This window comes from Clostridium sp. CM038, from assembly GCF_055081105.1.
In genome coordinates, this window is sequence record NZ_CM143651.1 from 1,185,182 (window position 1) to 1,207,447 (window position 22,266).

Sequence of the window (22,266 nt, forward strand, 5' to 3'; positions counted from 1 at the left end):
TCTGCGAAGATGTTGCAGCTCCGCAGGAGATGATTTAACTAGAAAATAACTTTAAATGAAAAAGGGAATAATAAAAAATAAATATTAGAATAAGATGGGTGATATAAATGGCTAAAAGAATCGTAATCGTAGGGACTGGTATTGCATCAGTAACAGCAATCAAGGCAATTAGAGAAATAGATTTAGGTTCAGAGATATGTTTGATCGGACAAGAAAATTTTTATCCATATAACCGAATAAGGCTGTCGAAGGGTATATTTGATGACCTGGAGGAAAATAACATACTTCTTCAAAAAAAAGAGTGGTATGAGCAAAATAAAGTAAAAATAATTATTAATACAAAGGTATTGAATATAAATACAGATAGCCTTGAATTAATATTATGCGATGGACGTAAAATAAAGTATGATAAATTGCTAATAGCAACTGGATCCAGCAATAATATACCACCAATTGATGGTATAGGTAAAGAAGGGGTCTACACATTAAGAGGCCTTAATGATGCTTTAAATATTAAAGATAGCCTCAATGCAAGTGCACAAGTGATAGTTATTGGAGGTGGAATACAAGGAATTGAAATGGCTTGGATATTACATCAGCATGGCAAAAAGGTTACGATTGTTGAATTGCAATCAAGGCTTATGCCTCTCCAATTAGACAATAAAGCATCAGAAATATTAAAGAATATAATGCATGGTTATGGGATAGAAATACTAACAAATACTGGTGTAGTTAAAATAACAGGAGATGCTAAAGTAGCAGGCATTCTTATAGACAAAGAAGTGGAATTAAAATGTAATATGATTGTGTATTCCACAGGAATTAAACCTAATAAAGAACTAATCGCGTATACTAAAGTTAAAGCAGTAAGAGGAATATTAGTAAACAATAAAATGGAAACCAACATAGAAAATATTTATGCAGCAGGAGATATTGCTGAATATGATAATGAAGTTAATGGACTATGGAATATTGCTATAGCACAAGGAAAAGTTGCAGGTTACAACATTGCTGGGAAGGAAACTGTTTATGAAAAAATAATCCCAGTTACAACATTAAATGCTTTTGGCATTTCGTTATTTTCTATGGGGTGCATTGATGAATTAGAGTCTACAAAGGTACTAATAGATGAAGATACTAATCTTAAAATTTATAAAAAAATATTTATAAAAAATAATAAGGTAATCGGTGCGATTGTTATAGGTGATATGAAAAGATCGCCACTTCTTAAATCAGCTATAGAAAAGGGAATAACGGTAGGTGATGTTGATCTATCTGTTGATGAGTTGTTGGATAAGTTGAAGAACAATAAATAATGGTAAGAGTATAGTGAAAATTATAGGGGAGAATATAATATTAAGTAAATTTAAAGGAGATGTTTTTATGGATAAATACGTTTGTTTAGTGTGTGGATACATTTATGATCCAGAAGAAGGAGATTCAGATGGTGGAATAAAACAAGGTACTAAATTTGAGGATATACCAGAAGATTGGGTTTGTCCATTATGTGGAGTTCCAAAATCAGACTTTGAAAAAGTTGAATAAAGTTTCGTCTACTTTTAAAGTTACGGCTTAAATCTTTTCTAATAACTATATTGAAGGGGTGATATTAATGAAGGCTCACGTTGATAAAGATATATGCATTGGATGTGGATTATGCCCAGGGGTATGTCCAGAAATCTTTCAAATGGAAGATGACGGAAAAGCTGTGGCATCGCCAGATGAAGTGGCAGAAAATCTCGTAAGTAGTGCAAAAAAAGCAGAAGAACAATGCCCTGTTGATGCAATTTCTGTAGAACAGTAATATCATAAGAAAAAAATATAATAAACTGAAAACTTGTGTTGTCAACAAGAAAATCATATTGAAAGTCAAGGAGATTTAATCACAAAGTGATTAAATCTCCTTGACTTTAGTGCATTTTAAATATAATAAAACTGAAGAAGAGCCCTAAGGCTCTAGTTATATGCATATCCAAAAGATTTAGGGAAGGGTTAGGGAGTAGAAAACCTTTGCAAAAGAAAGACATTCAATATAGAATATTAATAACAGCATATAACAAATTAACATACTTATATGTTAAAAAACCAATTTTAAAATGTGGTTAAAATAATTTAAATGGAGTGGTGTTATAATGAACAACATTTTAGAAATTATTAAAAACGGAACCTTAACCTACGAGCAAAAGGTATTAACCCTCGCTAGAGCAGCGGAAGACAGTATAGACGTTCTAAATATTAGAAGGGATACTCAGATGCTTCGCGATGAGGGAATAATATGTGATCTTTTTGAAGGCCATGCACCGTATAGACCTAGGTATATAGTACCTAACTATCAGAAATTCATGAAAAATGGAAGCGAATTTTTAGGACTCACGCCACCAAAGGATATTTGGGAGGCTACAAATAGTTTATTAATATTATACAGACATGTGCCATCAATTTCTTCATTCCCAGTATATATAGGGAACATTGATTATCTCTTGGAACCGTTTGTCTTAGATGAAGAAGAAGCTTTTCATGCTATAAAATTATTTTTAACACATATAGACAGAACCATAACAGATTCTTTTTGTCATGCAAACATAGGGCCAGAAGATACTAAGGCAGGAAGATTAATATTAAGAGCGGAAAGAGAACTGCAAAATGCAATTCCTAACTTAACTTTAAAATATAGTACAAGTACTCCAGATGATTTTGCTATTGATGCAATTAACACTGCCTTAATAACTGCAAAACCAAGTTTTGCTAATCATGAAATGTTTTCAAATGAGTTTGCTGGGAATTACGGTATAGTTAGTTGCTATAATGGATTAACTATAGGTGGGGGAAGTTACACTTTATCTAGATTAAATTTAGCGAGGCTTGCTAAAAAAGCAAAAAACCAAGATGAATTTATAAATGTTATATTGCCGGATGCAGTAGAGAAAATGGCTGGGTATATGCGTGAGAGAATTAGATTTTTAGTGGATGAAAGTGGTTTCTTTGAGACCAATTTCTTAGTAAAGGAAGGATTAATAAGTAAAAATAACTTCACCGGCATGTTTGGGATGTTTGGACTTGCTGAATGCGTAAATTGTTTTATTGACTCTTCTAAATTAGAAAATAGGTTTGGACATGGTGAAATAGCTAATACTTTAGGCTATAGAATTATTGAAAAGTTAGAAGCTGAGGTTAATAAATATAATGATCCTCACTGCAATATATCGAAAGGTAGATATTTGTTACATGCTCAAGTGGGTATTGATTCTGATATGGGAATAAGTCCAGGATGCAGGATTCCAATTGGAGATGAACCTGAGCTTCCACAACATATAGTGGAGTCTGCTAAATTTCATAAGTTCTTTCCCTCAGGAATAGGCGATATATTTAATTTTGATAGCACGGTTAAAAGTAATCCGGAGTATGTGCTTGATATTATCAAGGGTGCTTTTAAAAAACAAATGAGATATTTTTCAGCATATTCTACTGATTGTGATGTAATAAGAATTACTGGGTATCTTGTTAAAAGATCAGAAATGAAAAAATTACAAGAGGGGCATCAGGTGTTACAGGATACAGTAGCATTAGGGCTTGGGGCAGTTCTGAATCAAAAGGTACTGGAAAGAAAGGTAAGAAAAAATGATTAAGGGATTAGTTAACCGAATTATTCCCTTTAGCTCGGTGGATGGACCAGGAAATAGAACTGCCATATTTTTGCAAGGGTGTAATTTTAACTGTTCTTATTGTCACAACCCAGAGACTATAAATGTTTGTAATAGTTGTGGGGAATGCATAGATGCTTGCCATTATAATGCATTACAATTTAAGTCCTCTAATGTAGTATGGGATAAAAGAGCCTGTAGTAAATGTGATGAATGTATAAGATTTTGCAAAAGGAATAGCTCCCCTAGAGCACAAAGCATGACTGTAGAAGAAGTCGTACGCGAGATAGAGAAGAATAAAGTTTTTATCTCTGGGATTACAGTCTCAGGTGGTGAGTGCACCCTTCAAAGTGAGTTTTTAATACATTTATTTAGAGAAGTTAAAAAAATGAATTTAACATGTTTTGTGGATACCAATGGTTCGGTACCTTTATGGGAACATGAAGAGCTAGTGGATGTAATGGATATGGCAATGGTAGATATAAAATCCTATAATAACGAGGAACATAAGAGACTTACGGGTATGGAAAATACTATTGTTATAGAAAATGTAAAATATTTAGCTAAGTTAAATAAAATTTATGAGATTAGAACGGTTGTTGTACCAGAAGTTTTAGAGAATCACAATAATGTAGATAAAATCAGCAAGTTTATTGCGCTATTAAATCCAGATATAAGATATAAACTTATAAAATATAGGCAAATGGGCGTACGATCTGAAATCATAAACAGTTACACTCCTAAGGAGGAATTCATGGAGGAATTAGGAGAGATAGCGACGTATAATGGTTGCAGAAGTGTAGTTATAGTATAGTAATTATTAGAGACCTCACAAAATGTGAGGTTTTTAGTTTACCTACCGTTGTTGGATACTGAGAAATTGGTATCTTTTTTAGATTCTGGAATAGCTTAATAGTAGGAGATATAATGTAGGTACCTTTATATTTCTAACGATATAAGATATTACCTTCTTTAATATAAGGTAATATCTTATAGGGGCGGTGAATAAGATGAATTGGAAAGAAGAATTAGTTTTACAATTAAGAAATTTGACTATTGATAAAAGCATTATTGGCAGAGCAATGCAAAACTTTGTTGAGGTATTTAATAGTAATCTAGACAAATACAATATAAAGAATATTCGAGCAACAACAGATTCAAATGAATATATAGATATAAAGTATTATAAAAAAATCAAAATAGAATGTTCTGATAAAAATGTTACTTTTATTTTATTTAACAAAGATAGGATTCAGCAAAACATATCTATTAAATTAAGTATTGCTGAAAAAGTAGGAGGTTATTTTATTCAGTATATTAATACGGAAGAGCGTAACCCAAAATTGAGAGCATTTATTGATGAAAATACTATTGATGGAATTTTTGAAGATTTATTTGAATTGAATGAAGAAATAATAACTATGAATGAAGAAACAATCAATTAAATAATAAAGAGCATCCGCTTGGATGCTCTTTATTATTCAGACCGTTGACAAACATAAAATGTAAAACACTCTAATTTAAAATTGGAGTGTTTTTTTTTATATTCAAAAAGGATTTTAGGACATCAATGTCGAATATATATAGTATACAAACTTTATAATTCGGAGGGCATTATTATGATTAATGAAAAGAATTTTACACAACAAAAACTAGAAATGGTGTATTTAGAAGATTTAGTTCCTAAAGACCATATTCTGAGAAATATAGATAAATACATGGATTTCTCTTTTATAAGAGAACTGACTAAAAAATATTACTGCTTAGATAATGGAAGACCTGGCGTAGATCCTATTATACTTTTTAAAATGCTGTTTATTGGGTACTTATTTGGAATAAAATCTGAACGACAACTTGTAAAGGACATTGAAGTAAATGTGGCTTATAGATGGTTTCTAGGACTAAGTCTTACTGATCCTATTCCAGATCATTCAACAATTAGCCAAAATAGACGTAGACGGTTTAAAGGTACAGATGTGTTTCAAAAAATATTTGACGAAGTAGTATTTAAGGCTATAAATCTTAAGATGGTAACCGGTAAAATACTTTACACAGACTCTACACACCTAAAAGCAAATGCTAATAAGCGAAAGCTTGTGAAAATTGAAGTTGAAAAAACGCCGAAAGAATATGTAGCTGAACTTAATAAAGCAGTGGAAGAAGATAGAATAAACCATGGTAAAAAACCTTTAAAGGAAAAAGAACCTGTTACCAAAATAAAAGAAACTAAAGTTAGCACAACCGACCCCGACAGTGGATATATGATGAGAGATGGCAAGCCGGAAGGCTTCTCATATTTAGATCACAGAACTGTCGATAGCAGACATAATATAATTACTGATGTGTATGTTACTCCTGGAAACATAAATGATGTTGATCCTTATATCGATAGATTAGATGTGCAAATAAAAAAGTTTAATTTTAATACAAAATATGTTGGTGCAGATGCTGGTTATGCTACAAATCTTATATGTAAAGAACTATATGAGAGGGAATTAAAATCTGTAATGGGATACCGTAGGTCTCCACATACAAAAGGAATGTACACAAAAAATAAATTCCAATATGTTAAAGAGCAGGACATTTACGTATGCCCTGACTTAAGGGCTTTACATTATAAAACGACAACAAGAGAAGGATATAAAGAATATGTTGGTAATGCAAAATATTGCGAGATATGTCCAAATAGAGCTCAATGCTTTTCTGCAAAAAGCAAGTTTAAAACTATTAGAAGACATGTTTGGGAAACGTATAAAGAAGATGTTGTAAAGTTCACCAGAACAGATAAAGGCAGAAATATATATAGAAGAAGAAAAGAAACTATAGAGCGAAGCTTCGCAGATTCAAAACAACTGCATGGGCTTCGCTATTGCCATATGCGTGGATTAGAAAATGTGCAAGAGCAGTGTCTGCTTACAGCAGCAGTGCAGAATATGAAAAAGATAGCTAGCCTGCTATCTTTACTGTTTTTTGATTTTCTAACTAAGAAGATAGTTGTTATTTTAAATTTATCCATAACTCAAAATGCTATCGCATAATTGCATGTAAAAAACCCAGTATAATAAAAAAATTATACTGGGTTTGTAAACAACCTGAATAATAAAGAGCATCCGCTTGGATGCTCTTTATTATTCAAAACATCTTATTTCCCACGTGCTAGGCCTCTATCCATTTTCATTTTTTCTCTTAATTATAGCACTGATAATAACATTTCTATTCTGGTTTATTGTAAAATAATCATATTAATTACATCATCTGGTGCTAATTTAATTAGTTAAAAGTATTTTAATTAATTAATTGGTTAAAAATGGTGGTAATTTATTTAATTTACGATATAATATAAGTACTAGTAGTCTAAATTTATTGTATAATTGTGTCAATAATTGACAGAGAGCTTCCAGTATTTCATTCAAGGGATGATATTCTTGGAAGACTTACGATAACTGTAAATAATACATAGGGAAATAACTCAGAAGTAAGAGATTATTCAGTTGATACTAATAAATTTAAAGAAACTCTACATTTTAATATGTTTAGAGAAAGCAGCAAAGAAAGAAGGTAATAAAAGCAAGTAATTGATAGGAGGACTAACATATGAAAAAGAAATTCAAGATGCCAACGGCTTATACTATTTTAGCTATTATAATTGTAATGGTAGCGATTCTTACATGGATAGTGCCAGCAGGACAATATAACTTTCTAGAGCCAAACGCTGATAAACTACAGCTTATCCCAGGAACATATCACGCAGTTCCTTCAAACCCACAGGGTTTTAAAGATATTGTTTTAGCTCCTATAATTGGATTCTATGACGCAGTAGATGTTATATTATTCGTTATTGTAATAGGTGGATTCTTAGGAACAGTTATGAAGACTGGGGCAATAGATGCAGGTATAGGTAGACTTGTTAAAAAGCTAGCTGGAAAAGAACGATGGCTTATACCATTGATAATGCTATTCTTCACAATAGGGGGAACAACTTTCGGTATGGATGAAGAAACACTAGCATTCTTCCCAATATTAATACCAGTGTTTCTTGCAGCTGGGTATGACACGCTTACAGCAGTTGCCGTTATAAAGCTAGGGTCAGGAATGGCAGCTATGGCATCTTTAACTAGCCCATTTGCTATTAGTATAGCATGTAAATTTGCCGGCATTTCCATTGGTGAAGGAATTGGAATAAGAATGGTACTTCTTGTTACTTTTGTAGCTTTAGGTATATTCTGGACTATGAAATATGGTGAAATGGTTAAGGCAGATCCTACTAAATCATTGATTTATGATTTGCACCATGGACACAAGAAGCATTTTCTTGGAAATAGAAATGAAAACGATATCCCTGAATTAACAGGTAGAAGAAAACTTATACTTACTGTTTTTGGGTTAACTTTCGTAGTAATGGTAATGGGAATTATTCCGTTTAGTGATTTAGGTATTAAATTCATTCCAACACTAGGCTGGTGGTTTGGTGAACTCGCAGGAGTATTCCTTGTATCTAGTATAATTATAGCTATAATAGCAGGGTATAAAGAGGAAAAATTCCTTCCTATTTTTATAGACGGTGCACGTGATTTGTTAGGAGTTGCGATAATAATAGGTTTGGCAAGGGGTATTACTGTTGTAATGGATGCAGGACATATTTCTGACACAGTTTTACATTTGGGCGAAATTTGTCTTAAAGGAAAAGGATCAATAGGGTTCACTGTATTTACTTATTTATTCTATTTACCTATGTCATTCTTAATACCTTCAACATCAGGGCTTGCAACTGTTACGATGCCAATTCTGGCACCTTTAGCCGACTTTTCTGCTGTGCCAAGACATATAGTAATAACTGCTTATCAAGCTGCAAATGGATTGTTAAGCTTATTTTCACCAACATGTCCGGTTATTATGGCTGGATTAGTTATGGGTAAAGTACCATATGAGAGATGGTTTAAATTCATATGGAAGTTGATAGTAATAACATTTGTTGTTACACTTGTACTTTTAGTATTATCTATGTTTGTATATAGATAAATAATATATTTTAATAGTAAGATGTATTTATATGAAAATGATGAAGACCACTAGGCAACAGTATAATGTACCTTATAGAGTAGACAGCTAGAAAAGCCTACCCTATAGGGTACTTTTATATATAATTAAACATTATTGTCATGAATTTTCTTAGGATATGGAAATTTTAAAAACTATTCACCTTCTAAAAAATTATGGATGTAAGGTTTGTGGTTGACTCTCATGACTTGTGATTTCGAATATAAGATGTACTAGGACCACCTCACAAAATGTGAGGTTTTTAGTTTATAGAGTTAAGTTACAAATATAAAAGTAGTATCTATTTATAATTCGTCTAAAAGCTCATTTTCATAGTGGACTACGACCAGCATTCAACATTGACCTAGGCATAGTAGCATGGTAATATATTCTTATTAGGCGATTATATGGATAAAGATTATTTAGTAACTAAATCAAATTATTTTAATATGTAAAGTACTATATAATACTTTACATATTAAAGATTTTAAATATAGAGTAAAAAAGGAGGGATCATTTTGACAAAAAAACTTACAGAAATGACAAGATCCTCTGGTTGAGCAGCTAAAATAGGGCCGGAGGCTCTCTCTAAAATATTAAACCAATTACCTAAAATGGTGGATGAAAATTTGATTGTCGGAATTGAAACTTCCGATGATGCAGCTGTTTATAAGATAAATGATGAAATGGCAATGATACAAACTTTGGATTTTTTCACTCCTGTAGTGGATGATCCATATACTTTTGGACAAATTGCAGCGGCGAATTCTTTAAGCGACATATATGCAATGGGAGGGAAACCAACGCTTGCACTTAATATAGTTTGTTTTCCGACCTGCATTTCTATGGATATACTTGGAGAAATACTTAGAGGTGGAGCAGATAAAGTAATTGAAGCAGGAGCAATTGTCATAGGAGGACATTCAGTTGATGATAATGAGCCCAAATATGGCTTATCAGTCACTGGTTTTGTGCATCCGGATAAAATTCTGAAAAATTATGGATGTGAGGTTTGCGATGTACTGATACTTACAAAACCTTTAGGTACGGGTATAGTGAACACTGCAATAAAAGGAGGCGTCGCGTCTGTTAATGCATATAATCAAGCAGTAAAGGTTATGACTACTTTGAATAAATATGCTGGAGAAATAATAGCATCACATGAAATAAACGCCTGTACTGATATAACTGGATTTGGAATTATGGGGCACTGCTTTGAAATGGCTAAGGCTTCAAAAGTTACACTAAAGCTTTGGAAGAATAAAATACCATATATCAAAGAGGCAAAAGAGTACGCTGAAATGGGTTTAGTCCCGGCAGGTTCTTATAAAAATAGGGATTATATAAAAGAGGAATACGAGCTTAGAAATATTGAACCTTGGCTGGAGGATATTATATTTGATCCTCAGACATCTGGAGGGCTACTGGTTTCATGTACTAAAAGAGAAGCTGAAAAACTAATTGAAGAACTTTCAGAACTTGAATTGAAATCTGAAATTATTGGTGAAGTTCTTGAATATGGAGATAAATATATTATTGTAGAGTAAAAACAGAATGGAGAATAAAAATGGAAAAAAATTTACTGCTACGAAAATTACCAAAAATTGATGGTCTTTTAAATGAAGCTTTTGTAATTGATGTTTTGTTAAACACATCGAGAGTCAAGGTTGTTGATGCACTTAGGGAAACAATTGATCTATTTAGGAAAAACATTTTATCTGGAGATTTAGAAAACTTTGAAACAAAAGATATCCTTGAGCAATTTAAAAGAAATATAGAGGAAAAAAAATCTGTAAGTTTAAAAAAGATAATCAATTGCACTGGAGTAATTATTCATACAAATTTGGGAAGGTCGAGGCTTTCGAAAAATGCAGTAGAAGGTGTATTAAATATAGCTAACAATTATAGCAATCTTGAATATAACTTAGCTGATGGGAAAAGGGGATCTAGATACAGTCATGTTGAAGATATCCTTACGAAAATTACAGGGGCCGAAGCTGCATTGGTTGTTAATAATAATGCCGCAGCAGTACTTTTGGCTTTAAATACACTGTGCAGCGGGAAGGAAGCGATTGTATCAAGAGGACAGCTTGTAGAAATTGGTGGATCTTTTAGAATACCAGATGTAATGAGATTTAGCGGCGCAAAGCTAATGGAGGTTGGAACAACTAACAGAACCCACCCTCATGATTATGAGAGTAACATAAATGAAAATACGGGGGCATTATTAAAAGTACATACTTCAAACTTTAAAATTCTTGGGTATACACTTGAGGTTCCTAATGAGGAATTAGTTGAAATAGGACTTAAGAATGACATTCCAGTAATTGAAGATATTGGTAGTGGAACTCTAGTTGATTTTTCAAAGTACGGTTTTACTCATGAACCAACAGTTCAAGAAAGTGTAAAAAAAGGGGTAGATGTTATTACATTTAGCGGAGATAAGATGCTCGGAGGACCTCAAGCCGGGATTATAGTAGGTAAAAAGAAATACATAGATATGATGAAAAAAAACCAACTTACTAGAGCACTTAGGATTGATAAAATGACTCTTGCGGCGCTTGAAAGCACACTTAAATATTACTTTGATGAAAATGAAGCTGTGGAAAACATTCCTACACTTTATATGATATTAAGCTCTAAGGAGCTTCATAAAAAAAGAGCGTTGAAGCTTAAAAGTAAACTTAATTCAAATTCAGAAAATTTTACATTTAAAGTTTGCGAAGATTTTTCTATGGTAGGTGGGGGTTCAATGCCCGAGGCACGGATAGCGACCTTTGTAATTAAAGTTAAAAGTAGTAATTTACCCTCAGAGAAAATTGAAAAGAGGCTTAGGCTAAATAAAGTTCCGATTATAGTACGCGTAAGTAATGATGAGGTCATACTCGATTTAAGGACCATTGCTGATAATGATTTTGAAGTAATATCAGAAGCTTTTAAAAAAATGGATCTAAATTGAAATTTTATTTGGGGTGGTGATAACTATGAAACATATTATAATTGGTACAGCGGGGCATATAGATCATGGTAAAACATCACTCGTAAAAGCACTTACAGGTAGAGAAACTGATACCTTAAAGGAAGAAAAAGACAGAGGAATATCGATAAATTTAGGGTTTGCCTGTTTTGATCTCCCGTCTGGAAGAAGAGCAGGAATAATAGATGTTCCTGGTCATGAGAAATTTATTAAGAATATGCTGGCGGGTGTAAGTTCTATTGATATAGTTTTAATGGTAATTGCTGCTGATGAGGGTATTATGCCTCAGACAAAAGAGCATTTTGAAATACTTCAACTACTTGATGTAAAAAAAGGAATTATTGTGCTTACTAAAATTGACATGGTGGAAGAAGAATGGCTTTCAATGGTAAAAGATGACGTTAAGGAGCAATTTAAAGACAGTTTCCTAGAGAATGCACAAGTCCATTGCGTATCATCTAAAACTAGGCAAGGAATATCGGAACTTGCATGTGAGATAGATACGATGACGCAGGAGGTACGTTCAAAGGATATAACAGGGCATTTTAGGCTTCCTGTTGATAGGGTATTTTCGGTAAGTGGTTTTGGAACTGTTGTAACTGGTACTGTTATTAGCGGTAAAATTGAAGAAGGGCAAACAGTTATGATGTACCCCTCAAAATTAATGTCCAAAATAAGAGGAATTCAAGTGCATGACAATCCAGTTAAAATTGCAGAGGCAGGTCAAAGGTGTGCTTTAAACCTTGCAAATGTTAAAATCAAAGATATCGAAAGAGGGGATGTTATTTCAATAGAAAGCGTAATGGAGCCATCTCTTATGGTAGATTGTAAGCTTTACTATTTATTGAGCAATTCAAAACCTCTTGTAAATAGACAAAGGGTAAGATTGTACCATGGAACAAGTGAAATTATTTGCAGAGTAGTAATACTTGACCTTGAGGAAATAAATCCGGGAGAGGAAGCATATGTACAGCTTAGGCTTGAAAAGCCTCTTACAGCTCAAAGAAATGATAGATTTGTAATTAGAAATTATTCACCAATGTATACGATTGGTGGCGGCTCGATAATAGAGCCCTCAGCGCCAAAGGCTAAGAGGTTCCATTGGGACTACATAGAAGATCTTAAAATAAAAGAAAGTGGGCACTCTGAGAGTATTATTGAAAAAACTGTAGAAAAATTAAGCTCAGAATATCCAAAAATTTCTGACATATTGAAATCACTAGGTAAAAATGAAGGAGATGTTCAGGAAAAGCTTAATATTTTAGTTTTAAATCAAAAGCTACTAAAGCTTAAAGGTGGAGATTCTCCAGTTTATATTCATATAAACTATTTAAATAAAAAGGTAAATACTCTTTTAAAGCTTACTTCGGATTATCATAAAATTAATCCGCTCAAGCTTGGAATCTCAAAGGAAGAAATTAAAATAAAAGTATTTGGAAAAAATATAAAACAGAAGACATATGATGATTTGCTATTTGGGCTTGAGCAAAAAAAAGTAATTAATCTTAAAAGCAAGTTTATAGGTGAATATGGTTATGAAATAGTACTTACCAAAGAGCAACAATCAGAAAGAAACACAATAATAAAAGTCTTTGAAGATGCACATTATATCCCACCCAAATATGAGGAGTTGCTCGAGACTTCAAAGGATAAAAAGATTTTTACTATGGTATTTGAACTACTACTTGATGAAGAAATACTCTTTAAAATAAACACAGAATGCTACTTATTAAATGACTATTATAAAGAAGTAAAGGATAAGGTTAAAAAATATATTGATGAAAATGAAAGTATTACTATTGCACAGTTTAAAGACATGATGAATACTAATAGAAAATATGGACTTATTTTACTAGAACATTTAGATGGAATAAAATTCACTAAACGTGTGGGAGATAGTAGGGTACTTTTATAGCAGGTGAAATAAAATTTAATTGGTAAGTTGTATAATGAAATGACCGAAGAGTAACAAAAAATAAAGACTCAAGAGAAATACTCTTGTATAATGTTAAGTGACTAAACCAACATATACGGGAGGATTTCAAATGAGTCAATTAGATTTTATCACACAGAGCAGAAAAGGTAAACACATAACATACGAGGAACGCATAAAGTTAGAAGCTTTACACAAAATGGGACTTAATTCAACTCGTATTGCGGAGCAAATAGGTGGGCGTTCAGAACGTACAATAAGGCGTGAAATTGCTAAAGGAATTGTAGAACTATTGAATAGTGACTTAACCACTCGAATGGAATATAGCGCAGAAATTGGGCAGTCAGAGCATGACAAACAAGGTGCCGCTAAAGGTCCTGCATTAAAAATAGGAAAAGATCACAAATTGGTGAGGTACTTAGAAAAAGCTATTGGTATAGATGGCGAATCTCCGTATGCAGCTATTCAAAATATCACAAATAAAGATCTACAATTTGAAACAACTATTTGCTTCAAAACTGTGTATAACTATTTGGATAATAATTTGTTTTTAAATATAAGTAACAAAGATCTGCCTGTTAAAAAGAATGCTAAAAAGAGAAACTATAAAAAAATAAGATCAGCGTATAACAATACCAAAGGAACTAGCATATCGGAGAGACCTGCAGCGGTAGCTGCACGTGATGAGATAGGCCATTGGGAAATGGACACTGTAGTTGGCAAACAGGGTACAAAAACTGTCTTAATGGTGTTAAGTGAAAGAGTAACTCGTAAGGAGTTAGTCTTTAAAATACCATCTAAATCACAGGCGGCTGTCGTGAAAGAATTGGACAAATTGGAGCGTAAAATGGGAATGTTATTCTCAAAAACATTTAAAACAATCACCTGTGATAACGGCTGTGAGAACCTTGATTTCGAGGGTATTGAGAACTCAGTAAGAAATAAACGAAAGAGAACTAAAGTGTATTATGCTCACCCATATAGTTCATGGGAGCGAGGCACAAACGAAAATATCAATAAAATGATACGACGATTTATCCCAAAAGGTGTGGATATTTCAGCATTCTCTAAAAAACAAATTATGCAAATACAGCACTGGATCAACAATTATCCAAGAAGGATTTTCAACGGTTTATCTGCCAATATGATGGAACAGAAAACCATTACAACTTAACATTATATTTTTCTTCAAAATTTCGGACATTTTATATTGCAATCTACAAAATAAAATTTAATTTTACAAAAGATATCATAGTATGAGTATCTGTGATAAAATGGTACTAGAGTTAAATTTTTATGGGAGTAGATAGGTGCTGGTGTGCCTGCCAGTCTTCAAAACTGTGTTGACCTGCTAAGACCAGGTTGGGTGTGTTCGATTCACACATATTCCCGCCAATTAAATAGGCAGACGGCGGCTTAGATACATATTTTTATGTTATCTGAGCCGCTTTTTATTTTGGCTTTGACAACAAAATTTTAGATTGATTTTCGAAAATCTGATTAAGCTTTTTTACAGCTTCCTTTTTCATGTTTGGTAGAACGTGAGAGTACGTATAAAATAACCACATGTAAGTAGAATTATAAGTGGCTCTCTGGTAGAAATAAAAAACACAAGTCACCTTAGAATATTAGAAAAATTTAAAGGCATAAATACAGAATTATTAGCAGTATGGTTTGATATAGATAGTTCAATAAAAGGGGTAACGAATAGATGTTTAGCTACGGGATTAAAGGTTAATCTAGATAATGCCAAATATGTACTTAAAGAAGTATTGAACATTAAAGTATATTGTAGGGTATGTAATGCTACAAACTTAATATAGAAAAAAGTGAGATAAATAGGTTAAAAAAATAGAATAGCAACGGAAAGAACATAGCAAAAGAGCATACAATTCGTATGCTCTTTTGCTATGTGTGTTTAAATAACATTTATATAATTAGTACAGAAAGTAAAATATGTTCTAAATTCCACAAAGGTATAAGTTATTTTAATGTTTTTTAATAAACAAATATAGACAAGTATAGACAAGTATAGACAAGTATAGACAGTTATATGCAAATAATTTTTATAAGGGAGCTTCAAAAAAATAACAAGTCATATTCCGCCATATTTTGCACTACGCTTCATCACCACAACATTTACATAGCCTAGCTATGTAAATGTGAATGTTCTTTGCCTGGCACAAAACATTCACATAATCTCTGACTTGTTGTTTTCTTTCAGCTCCCTTATTAATTAATAATCAAGTTTTCTTGACTTTTAAATTGAAATCGTTTAACATTAAAAATGTAAAAAAAATTGTATTATATTGACGAAAGGAGGAACACCTAACATGAAAAATTTTGGTGTTTTTGATATTATAGGTCCTATAATGGTCGGTCCATCATCTTCTCATACAGCGGGTGCTGCTAGACTTGGTAAAATAGCAAAAACTATTGTTGGAGCTGATATAAAAGAGGTTACATTCTTACTTCATGGGTCCTTTGGTAAAACTTACAAAGGTCATGGAACTGATAGAGCGCTAGTCGCTGGCATACTTGGAATGGAACCAAGTGATGATGATCTTAGAAATTCTATTTCAATTGCTGAAAGTAAAGGCTTAAAAATAAAATTTATTGAGTATGATCTTGGACAAGTACATCCAAATACAGTTAAATTGTTAATAACAGATGTTAATAATGATTATTTTGAAATAATGGGTTCGTCTATTGGTGGCGGTAATGTAGAAATAAATGAAATAAACGGAAATAGTGTTCTTATAACCGGTTTATATCCTACTATTATCACTTGTCATGATGATATCCCAGGAACAGTAGCAAAAGTGTCAGACCTTATTTATGAGGATAAAATTAATATTGCTTTTTTAAAACTTGTTAGAGGCGAAAAAGGAAAATCTGCAACTATGACTTTTGAAGTAGATAGTACTATTAGCGATTCTTTAGTAAAAAATATAAAAAAAATTACTGGAATAAACAAAGTAATAGTTATTAATCCAGAAACAAGGAGGAAACATAATGATAGCGAAGTCAGCTAGTGAACTTATCGAAATATGTAAAACAGAAAATATAAAATTAAGTGAATATGCAATAAATCTTGAAAGTGAACAAAAGGATACTTCACGAGAAGAATTATTTCTGCATATGAAAGAAATCCTTGATGTAATGAGACAAGGTGCTACTTCTGGAAGAGAAAAAGAAGTTTATTCATTAAGTGGTCTTATAGGTGGAGATGCTTATAAACTGCAAAAATATTTAGAATCTGGTAAATCACTTTTAGGAGACACTGCTGTAAAAGCTATGGCTATGGCGTTATCTTCTTCAGAAGTTAATGGTTCTATGGGTAAAATAGTAGCGTGTCCAACAGCTGGATCCTGTGGGATACTTCCAGCCGTAATATTAACTGCTGGTGAAAAGCTTGGAAAAAGTACTGATGAAATGATTGAAGGATTATTTGCAGCTTCTGCAGTTGGTATGATTATTGGAATGAATGCAACCTTTGCAGGTGCAGAAGGTGGTTGTCAGTCAGAGTGTGGTTCTGCAGCTGCCATGGCCTCAGCTGCAGTTGTGGAAATGATGGGAGGAACACCAGAGATGAGCTTAAATGCTGGTGCCATCGTATTTAAAAATGTATTAGGACTTGTTTGTGATCCAGTTGCAGGGCTAGTTGAAATTCCTTGTGCAAAAAGGAATGTAGCTGGTGCAATTAGTGCACTTTCTACCGCTGATTTAGTTATGGCTGGTGTTTCTTCAAAAATACCATTTGATGATACATTATCTGCAATGTATAAAATCGGCATAGAATTACCAGCTTCCTTAAGAGAAACAGCTCTTGGTGGCCTTGCTGTTACTAAAACTGGTCTAGCACTTAAAGATAAGGTGTTTTCAAAAAAATAAATTTGGAATTATAAGGAGAAAAAAACAATGAACATTTTAATAGGAACTGGTCTTTTATTATTAGTATTAGCTTTATTTACACTTTTTAGTTGCAAAGCACCTGAAGGAATGAAAGCGATGGGTGCACTAGCAAGTGCTGCCTGTGCAAGCTTTCTAGTTGAAGCTTTTCAGTCTGCATTTTTTGGTGATGTATTAAAATTAAATTTTTTGAAAGAAGTTGGTTTATCTAATGGTAGTTTAGGAGGAGTAGCCGCTGCAATACTTGTACCTCTAGCTCTTGGAGTTTCACCAATATATGCAGTATTGATTGGGCTATCTTGTTCTGGTATTGGTATCTTACCCGGATTTATAGCTGGATACCTTATGTCATTTGTAGTTAAATATCTAGAAAAGAAATTACCAGGAGGCTTAGACTTAATAGTTATAATTGTTTTTGCAGCTCCATTAACTAGATTTATAGGAAACTGTATGACTCCTGTAGTAGATGGCACACTATTAAATATTGGTAGAATTTTAACTTCTGCGTCAAGTTCTAGTCCAATAATAATGGGTATAGTACTTGGAGGAACAATAACCGTTGTTGCCACTGCACCTCTTAGTTCAATGGCTTTAACCGCAATGCTTGGGCTTACCGGTGCACCTATGGCTATAGGCGCATTAGCAGTATTTGGTTCATCATTTATGAATTTCGTATTATTTACAAGAATGAAATTTGGAAGTAAAAAAGATACAATTGCAGTAGCTATAGAACCTCTAACACAAGCTGATATAACCACAGCAAATCCCATACCAATTTATGTAACTAATTTTATAGGTGGTTCTTTATGTGGAGTAATAATTGCATTAATGGGACTTGTAAATAATTCTCCAGGAACAGCAACCCCTATAGCAGGGTTCGCAGTAATGTTTGCATATAATCCAGCTTCTAAAGTGCTAATAGCAGCCTTAGGTTGTATTATAGTTAGTATTTTCAGTGGTTACGTAGGGTCTATTATGTTTAAAAATTATAAAATACATACTGCTGCAGAAATCCGTGGAGAGATTATCCCCGATTTAAAAGAAGTATCATAAATATATGTTTTTTTAAAACAATATAAGAAAAGGCTGAGTTTACTTTTATGTAAAACTCAGCCTTTTTTTAGGTGTTGTAAAATTATCAAGGCGGTAACTTTCAGTTACCGCCTAAGGGGTCTGGACAGCAAACTAAAAAAAGGGAGCAAAGCGACAGTTTGGCGAAAGCCAGTGAGGATAACTATTTATATATATTTTGGCAGTTTTTCTTCGTAAAATATAATTTGATTGCATTGCTAAGGTATCTCTCTTGACTGCATTTTGACAACGCTGCATATATTTCCATACTATTTCATACTGGTATCAAAACAATGTAAAAAGACGTTAAAGCACTCAAAACACTAACTTTCGAGTGCTTTATATTATAATAAAATTTGTTATAGATAAGCATTTAAACAGTCTTCAAAACTGTGTTGACCTGCTAAGACTAGGTTGGGTGTGTTCGATTCACACATATTTAGAGATATGTTCGCATTTTATTGAAGAGTGGAGGCAACAGAATAATCCGTCATCAAGCTGGTACAATTATGTAAAGACAATCATTAATCGTTTAAATGATATCTTAGATGAAAAACCCTATGTTCGTATGCATTCTTCGAAAGGGTTGATATATCCTGCTGTTTTACGTTCCTATCTGAATGATTATCTGTCCTTTATGCGAAAGCATGGAAACAAAGAATCAACTATAAATGTACGACGAGTATACTGTACGCAGTTCCTTTGTTCTCTTGAATCACAAGGGCTTAGATCTATAGGGGAATTGCAGCCCATTCATATTTATGATGCATTCATTTCGACTTTATCCAAAGAAGGCTTAGCTGCTATATTTAACTTTAAAAAGAAATTAGGCATACATAAAGAAGATAAATTACATGTAAGTCTAAATCCCAAGTATGCTACTCAAAAAGTAACTAGGTTAGCAAAATATGGAAAATCTCTTCCGTAAATTTCAAAACATTAGGCATAACTGTTTCTACTATCAGTAAATATAGAAAAAAGCAGTGAGAGAAGGATTGTTAGAAAAAGCAGAAAAACGGAATAAAGAACAAATGTTTATTTGAAATGTACTTATATTATTTTTTTGCTCAAAACAAGTTAGTTAAAGTAGAAGTATAGTATTGATAATGTTAACTAAAAAGGTAATAAAAAATATATATTAGCTAATTTAAGATCTTTGAGAAAAATATTAAAATAACACGAGTATATTTAATATTCCCCCTGAAGTTATCGTTATTTTAGTAATATATGTCTTAACTTATAAAATCCGCGTTTCGCGGTTACTATCCCTAAGGTAAATAATTCAAAGTAAATGTTTTGAGTCTGTATAACGTTTTATTTGCTGCCACTACCCCAATATGGGGAGCGGAGTTTCGCCACCGCCAATGAAACCCACGAATACATATTAACGTATTGGAGAGATCTAGTGCGGTTTTTGTTGTAAGTGAAAGAGGATGTCAGAAGTATGTTGTGTCTCTATGTCCAGGTATAAAAAAACAGTTGACATTTATGGATTACAGTAGTAATCTTTCTATAGATTACTACTGTAATCTATAGAAAGAAAGTAAAAGTTATATTGAATTAAGTACAATATTAAAGGAGAGGTATTTATTAAATGAAAAACAAATTTTTGAATGGTAGGTTTTATAGATGTAAAAAATTAGTCTTAGTTATTTTAGTGATAGTTACGCTAGTATCAGGTATATATTTCCTATGGTGGAATAAAACTAAAACCATTTCAGCGAATAAATATTTTGATAGTTATGTGAATTCATGGAAGAAAAAAGATTTTGCATTAATGTACAATATGATTGATGCGGAAAGTAGAAAAAAGATTAGTGAAGCAGATTTTGTTCAGCGTTATAAAAATATTTATAGTGGAATTGAATTAAAAGAAATTGATGTTAAAATTAAGGATTCAGAAAAAAAGAAATATGATTCAAGCATAGAGAGTGTTAAGTTTGAGGTTATAATGGATACGATAGCAGGTAAATTAACTTTTGATAATACTGGTGAATTAATTAAGGATAGCAAGAATAAAACATGGAAAATTCTATGGAGCAGCAAGATGATTTTCCCTGAACTTGAGAATGAAGATAAGATACGTGTAGCTACCTTGTATGCTAAAAGAGGTGAAATAAAGGATAAAAATGATAAATCCTTGGCACTGGATGGTACAGTAGCTGAAATAGATATTATACCAGAAAAGCTTGGTAATGATGCAGCTAAATCAAAGGGAAATGTTTCAAAAATACTACAAGTCTCCCTAGAAGATATTAATAAAAAGCTGTCAGCTACATATGTAAAACCAGACATGTTTATTCCTATAAAAACAGTATCTGAGGATGAAACAGAAAAAATAAGTGCGCTATTAGAAATACCAGGAGTAATGGTAAATGAGAAGAAAGCAAGAGTATATCCGTTAAAGGAAAAAGCTGCACATCTAATAGGATATATTCAAGCAATAAGTGCGGAGGAAATTGAAAAAAATAAGGAGGAAGGCTATAGAAAGGATGATATAATTGGGAAAACTGGTTTGGAGAAAATATATGAAAAAACACTTAGAGGAAAAAATGGATATGAAATATATGTAGTAGATAAAAATAATAAAAAGAAAAAGTCTTTAATTAGTAAAGCAGTACAAAATGGTGAAGATTTAAAGTTAACCATAGATGCTGATATGCAGAGTCTTCTTTATGATGAATTAAGTAAAGATGCAGGAACTTCAGTTGCAATGAATCCTAAAACTGGTGAAGTACTCGCTCTTGTTAGTACCCCTTCATATGATCCTAATAATTTTGTCATGGGAATGTCGCAAGATTTATGGAAAAGTTTAAATGAAGATAAGAAAAAGCCTTTGTATAACAGATTTCAAAGCAATTTATGTCCTGGATCAGTTTTTAAGCCAGTAATTGCTGCCATAGGACTTAAAACAAAGAAGATTGATGCAGAGATTTCTAAGAATATTTTAGGGCTTAGATGGCAGAAGGATAAAAGCTTTGGAAATTATTTTGTTACAAGAGTTGTAGATTATGGACAACCATCAGATCTAAGAAATGCTTTTATTCATTCGGACAACATATATTTTGCACAGGCAGCATTAGATATCGGCAAGGATACGCTTCAAGCAGAGTTAAAAGAATTTGGCTTAGGCGAAAAAATTCCTTTTGAATATGGATTGTCTAAATCTCAATTTGATGCGGATGGAGATATAAAAGGTGAAGTTCAGCTGGCAGATAGTGGATATGGACAAGGTGAAGTATTGATAAATCCTCTTCATTTAGCAGCTATTTATAGTTCCTTTGTTAATAAGGGCAGTATGATAAAACCATATATTAAATATAATGGAACTGCAAAGTCAGAAATGTGGAAGTCTAATGTTTTTACAGAAGAGGTGGCAAGCACAATTTTAAAGGATTTAACTCAGGTTGTTGAAAATCCTAGAGGTACTGGACATCAAGCATATATTAAAGGACTAAGCTTAGCAGGAAAGACTGGAACTGCAGAAATAAAGCTTTCTCAAGATGATGTTAATGGTACAGAATTAGGCTGGTTTGCGGCAGTTAATACGGATAGTCCTGATCTTCTTGTAATAGCTATGGCTGAGGATGTAAAAGAAAGAGGTGGAAGCCATTATGTAGTGCCAATGGTAAGAAAAGTATTTGAAAAATTTCATCCTGTTAAATAATAGAGGATGTATTTTAGAAGGAACTCTA

General features: G+C 32.6%; 17 protein-coding genes and 1 tRNA gene. All 18 read left to right on the forward strand.

Annotated features, from left to right (window positions below):
- Window positions 1-107: 107 nt before the first annotated feature.
- The 18 genes from ACWJKS_RS05355 to ACWJKS_RS05440 all read left to right on the forward strand — a co-directional run bounded on the left by ACWJKS_RS05355 (window position 108) and on the right by ACWJKS_RS05440 (window position 22,238).
- Entirely contained in the window at window positions 108-1,316 is a 1,209-nt protein-coding gene (locus ACWJKS_RS05355; RefSeq protein WP_462960631.1) for an NAD(P)/FAD-dependent oxidoreductase, read from the forward strand.
- 67 nt (window positions 1,317-1,383) lie between these two features.
- Window positions 1,384-1,545, forward strand: coding sequence for a rubredoxin (rd, locus tag ACWJKS_RS05360; RefSeq protein ID WP_165414173.1), 162 nt, complete (start codon window positions 1,384-1,386; stop codon window positions 1,543-1,545).
- 67 nt (window positions 1,546-1,612) lie between these two features.
- Window positions 1,613-1,804 (forward strand): ferredoxin, encoded by a 192-nt coding sequence (locus ACWJKS_RS05365; RefSeq protein ID WP_462960632.1) that lies wholly within the window; start codon window positions 1,613-1,615, stop codon window positions 1,802-1,804.
- A 328-nt stretch (window positions 1,805-2,132) separates the two neighbouring features.
- Window positions 2,133-3,626 (forward strand): YjjI family glycine radical enzyme, encoded by a 1,494-nt coding sequence (locus tag ACWJKS_RS05370; RefSeq protein ID WP_462960633.1) that lies wholly within the window; start codon window positions 2,133-2,135, stop codon window positions 3,624-3,626.
- Complete coding sequence (locus ACWJKS_RS05375) at window positions 3,619-4,455, forward strand: YjjW family glycine radical enzyme activase (protein ID WP_462960634.1); 837 nt, start codon at window positions 3,619-3,621, stop codon at window positions 4,453-4,455. Before ACWJKS_RS05370 ends, ACWJKS_RS05375 begins: the two co-directional genes overlap by 8 nt.
- 196 nt (window positions 4,456-4,651) lie before the next feature.
- Window positions 4,652-5,086 (forward strand): hypothetical protein, encoded by a 435-nt coding sequence (locus ACWJKS_RS05380; RefSeq protein WP_216303510.1) that lies wholly within the window; start codon window positions 4,652-4,654, stop codon window positions 5,084-5,086.
- A gap of 174 nt (window positions 5,087-5,260) precedes the next feature.
- Complete coding sequence (locus tag ACWJKS_RS05385) at window positions 5,261-6,679, forward strand: IS1182 family transposase (protein WP_268064117.1); 1,419 nt, start codon at window positions 5,261-5,263, stop codon at window positions 6,677-6,679.
- 556 nt (window positions 6,680-7,235) lie between these two features.
- Window positions 7,236-8,660 carry a YfcC family protein gene (locus ACWJKS_RS05390; protein ID WP_462960635.1) on the forward strand — a complete coding sequence of 475 codons (1,425 nt, stop codon included), beginning with the start codon at window positions 7,236-7,238 and terminating at the stop codon, window positions 8,658-8,660.
- 557 nt (window positions 8,661-9,217) lie between these two features.
- Window positions 9,218-10,225, forward strand: coding sequence for a selenide, water dikinase SelD (gene selD / locus ACWJKS_RS05395; protein ID WP_462956748.1), 1,008 nt, complete (start codon window positions 9,218-9,220; stop codon window positions 10,223-10,225).
- A 20-nt stretch (window positions 10,226-10,245) separates the two neighbouring features.
- Window positions 10,246-11,637 (forward strand): L-seryl-tRNA(Sec) selenium transferase, encoded by a 1,392-nt coding sequence (gene selA, locus ACWJKS_RS05400; protein WP_462960636.1) that lies wholly within the window; start codon window positions 10,246-10,248, stop codon window positions 11,635-11,637.
- A gap of 25 nt (window positions 11,638-11,662) precedes the next feature.
- The gene (gene selB / locus ACWJKS_RS05405; RefSeq protein ID WP_462960637.1) at window positions 11,663-13,570 is read left to right on the forward strand and encodes a selenocysteine-specific translation elongation factor; all 1,908 of its coding nucleotides are present in this window, start codon (window positions 11,663-11,665) and stop codon (window positions 13,568-13,570) included.
- 130 nt (window positions 13,571-13,700) lie between these two features.
- On the forward strand, window positions 13,701-14,762 hold the full coding sequence (locus ACWJKS_RS05410; RefSeq protein ID WP_462959495.1) for an IS30 family transposase: 1,062 nt from the start codon (window positions 13,701-13,703) through the stop codon (window positions 14,760-14,762).
- Between the two features lie 124 nt (window positions 14,763-14,886).
- Window positions 14,887-14,983: transfer RNA gene (locus ACWJKS_RS05415), tRNA-Sec, on the forward strand.
- Window positions 14,984-15,921: 938 nt separating this feature from the next.
- Window positions 15,922-16,623 carry an L-serine ammonia-lyase, iron-sulfur-dependent subunit beta gene (gene sdaAB, locus ACWJKS_RS05420; protein ID WP_216303798.1) on the forward strand — a complete coding sequence of 234 codons (702 nt, stop codon included), beginning with the start codon at window positions 15,922-15,924 and terminating at the stop codon, window positions 16,621-16,623.
- Entirely contained in the window at window positions 16,604-17,482 is an 879-nt protein-coding gene (gene sdaAA / locus ACWJKS_RS05425) for an L-serine ammonia-lyase, iron-sulfur-dependent, subunit alpha (protein WP_216303799.1), read from the forward strand. The genes sdaAB and sdaAA overlap by 20 nt, the downstream gene beginning before the upstream one ends.
- A gap of 27 nt (window positions 17,483-17,509) precedes the next feature.
- The gene (locus tag ACWJKS_RS05430) at window positions 17,510-18,553 is read left to right on the forward strand and encodes a PTS sugar transporter subunit IIC (protein WP_216303800.1); all 1,044 of its coding nucleotides are present in this window, start codon (window positions 17,510-17,512) and stop codon (window positions 18,551-18,553) included.
- Window positions 18,554-19,208: 655 nt separating this feature from the next.
- A complete protein-coding gene (locus tag ACWJKS_RS05435; protein ID WP_462960638.1) occupies window positions 19,209-19,499 on the forward strand; it encodes a hypothetical protein in 291 nt (96 codons plus the stop codon).
- Window positions 19,500-20,165: 666 nt separating this feature from the next.
- On the forward strand, window positions 20,166-22,238 hold the full coding sequence (locus ACWJKS_RS05440; protein WP_462960639.1) for a penicillin-binding transpeptidase domain-containing protein: 2,073 nt from the start codon (window positions 20,166-20,168) through the stop codon (window positions 22,236-22,238).
- The last annotated feature ends 28 nt before the right edge of the window (window positions 22,239-22,266 follow it).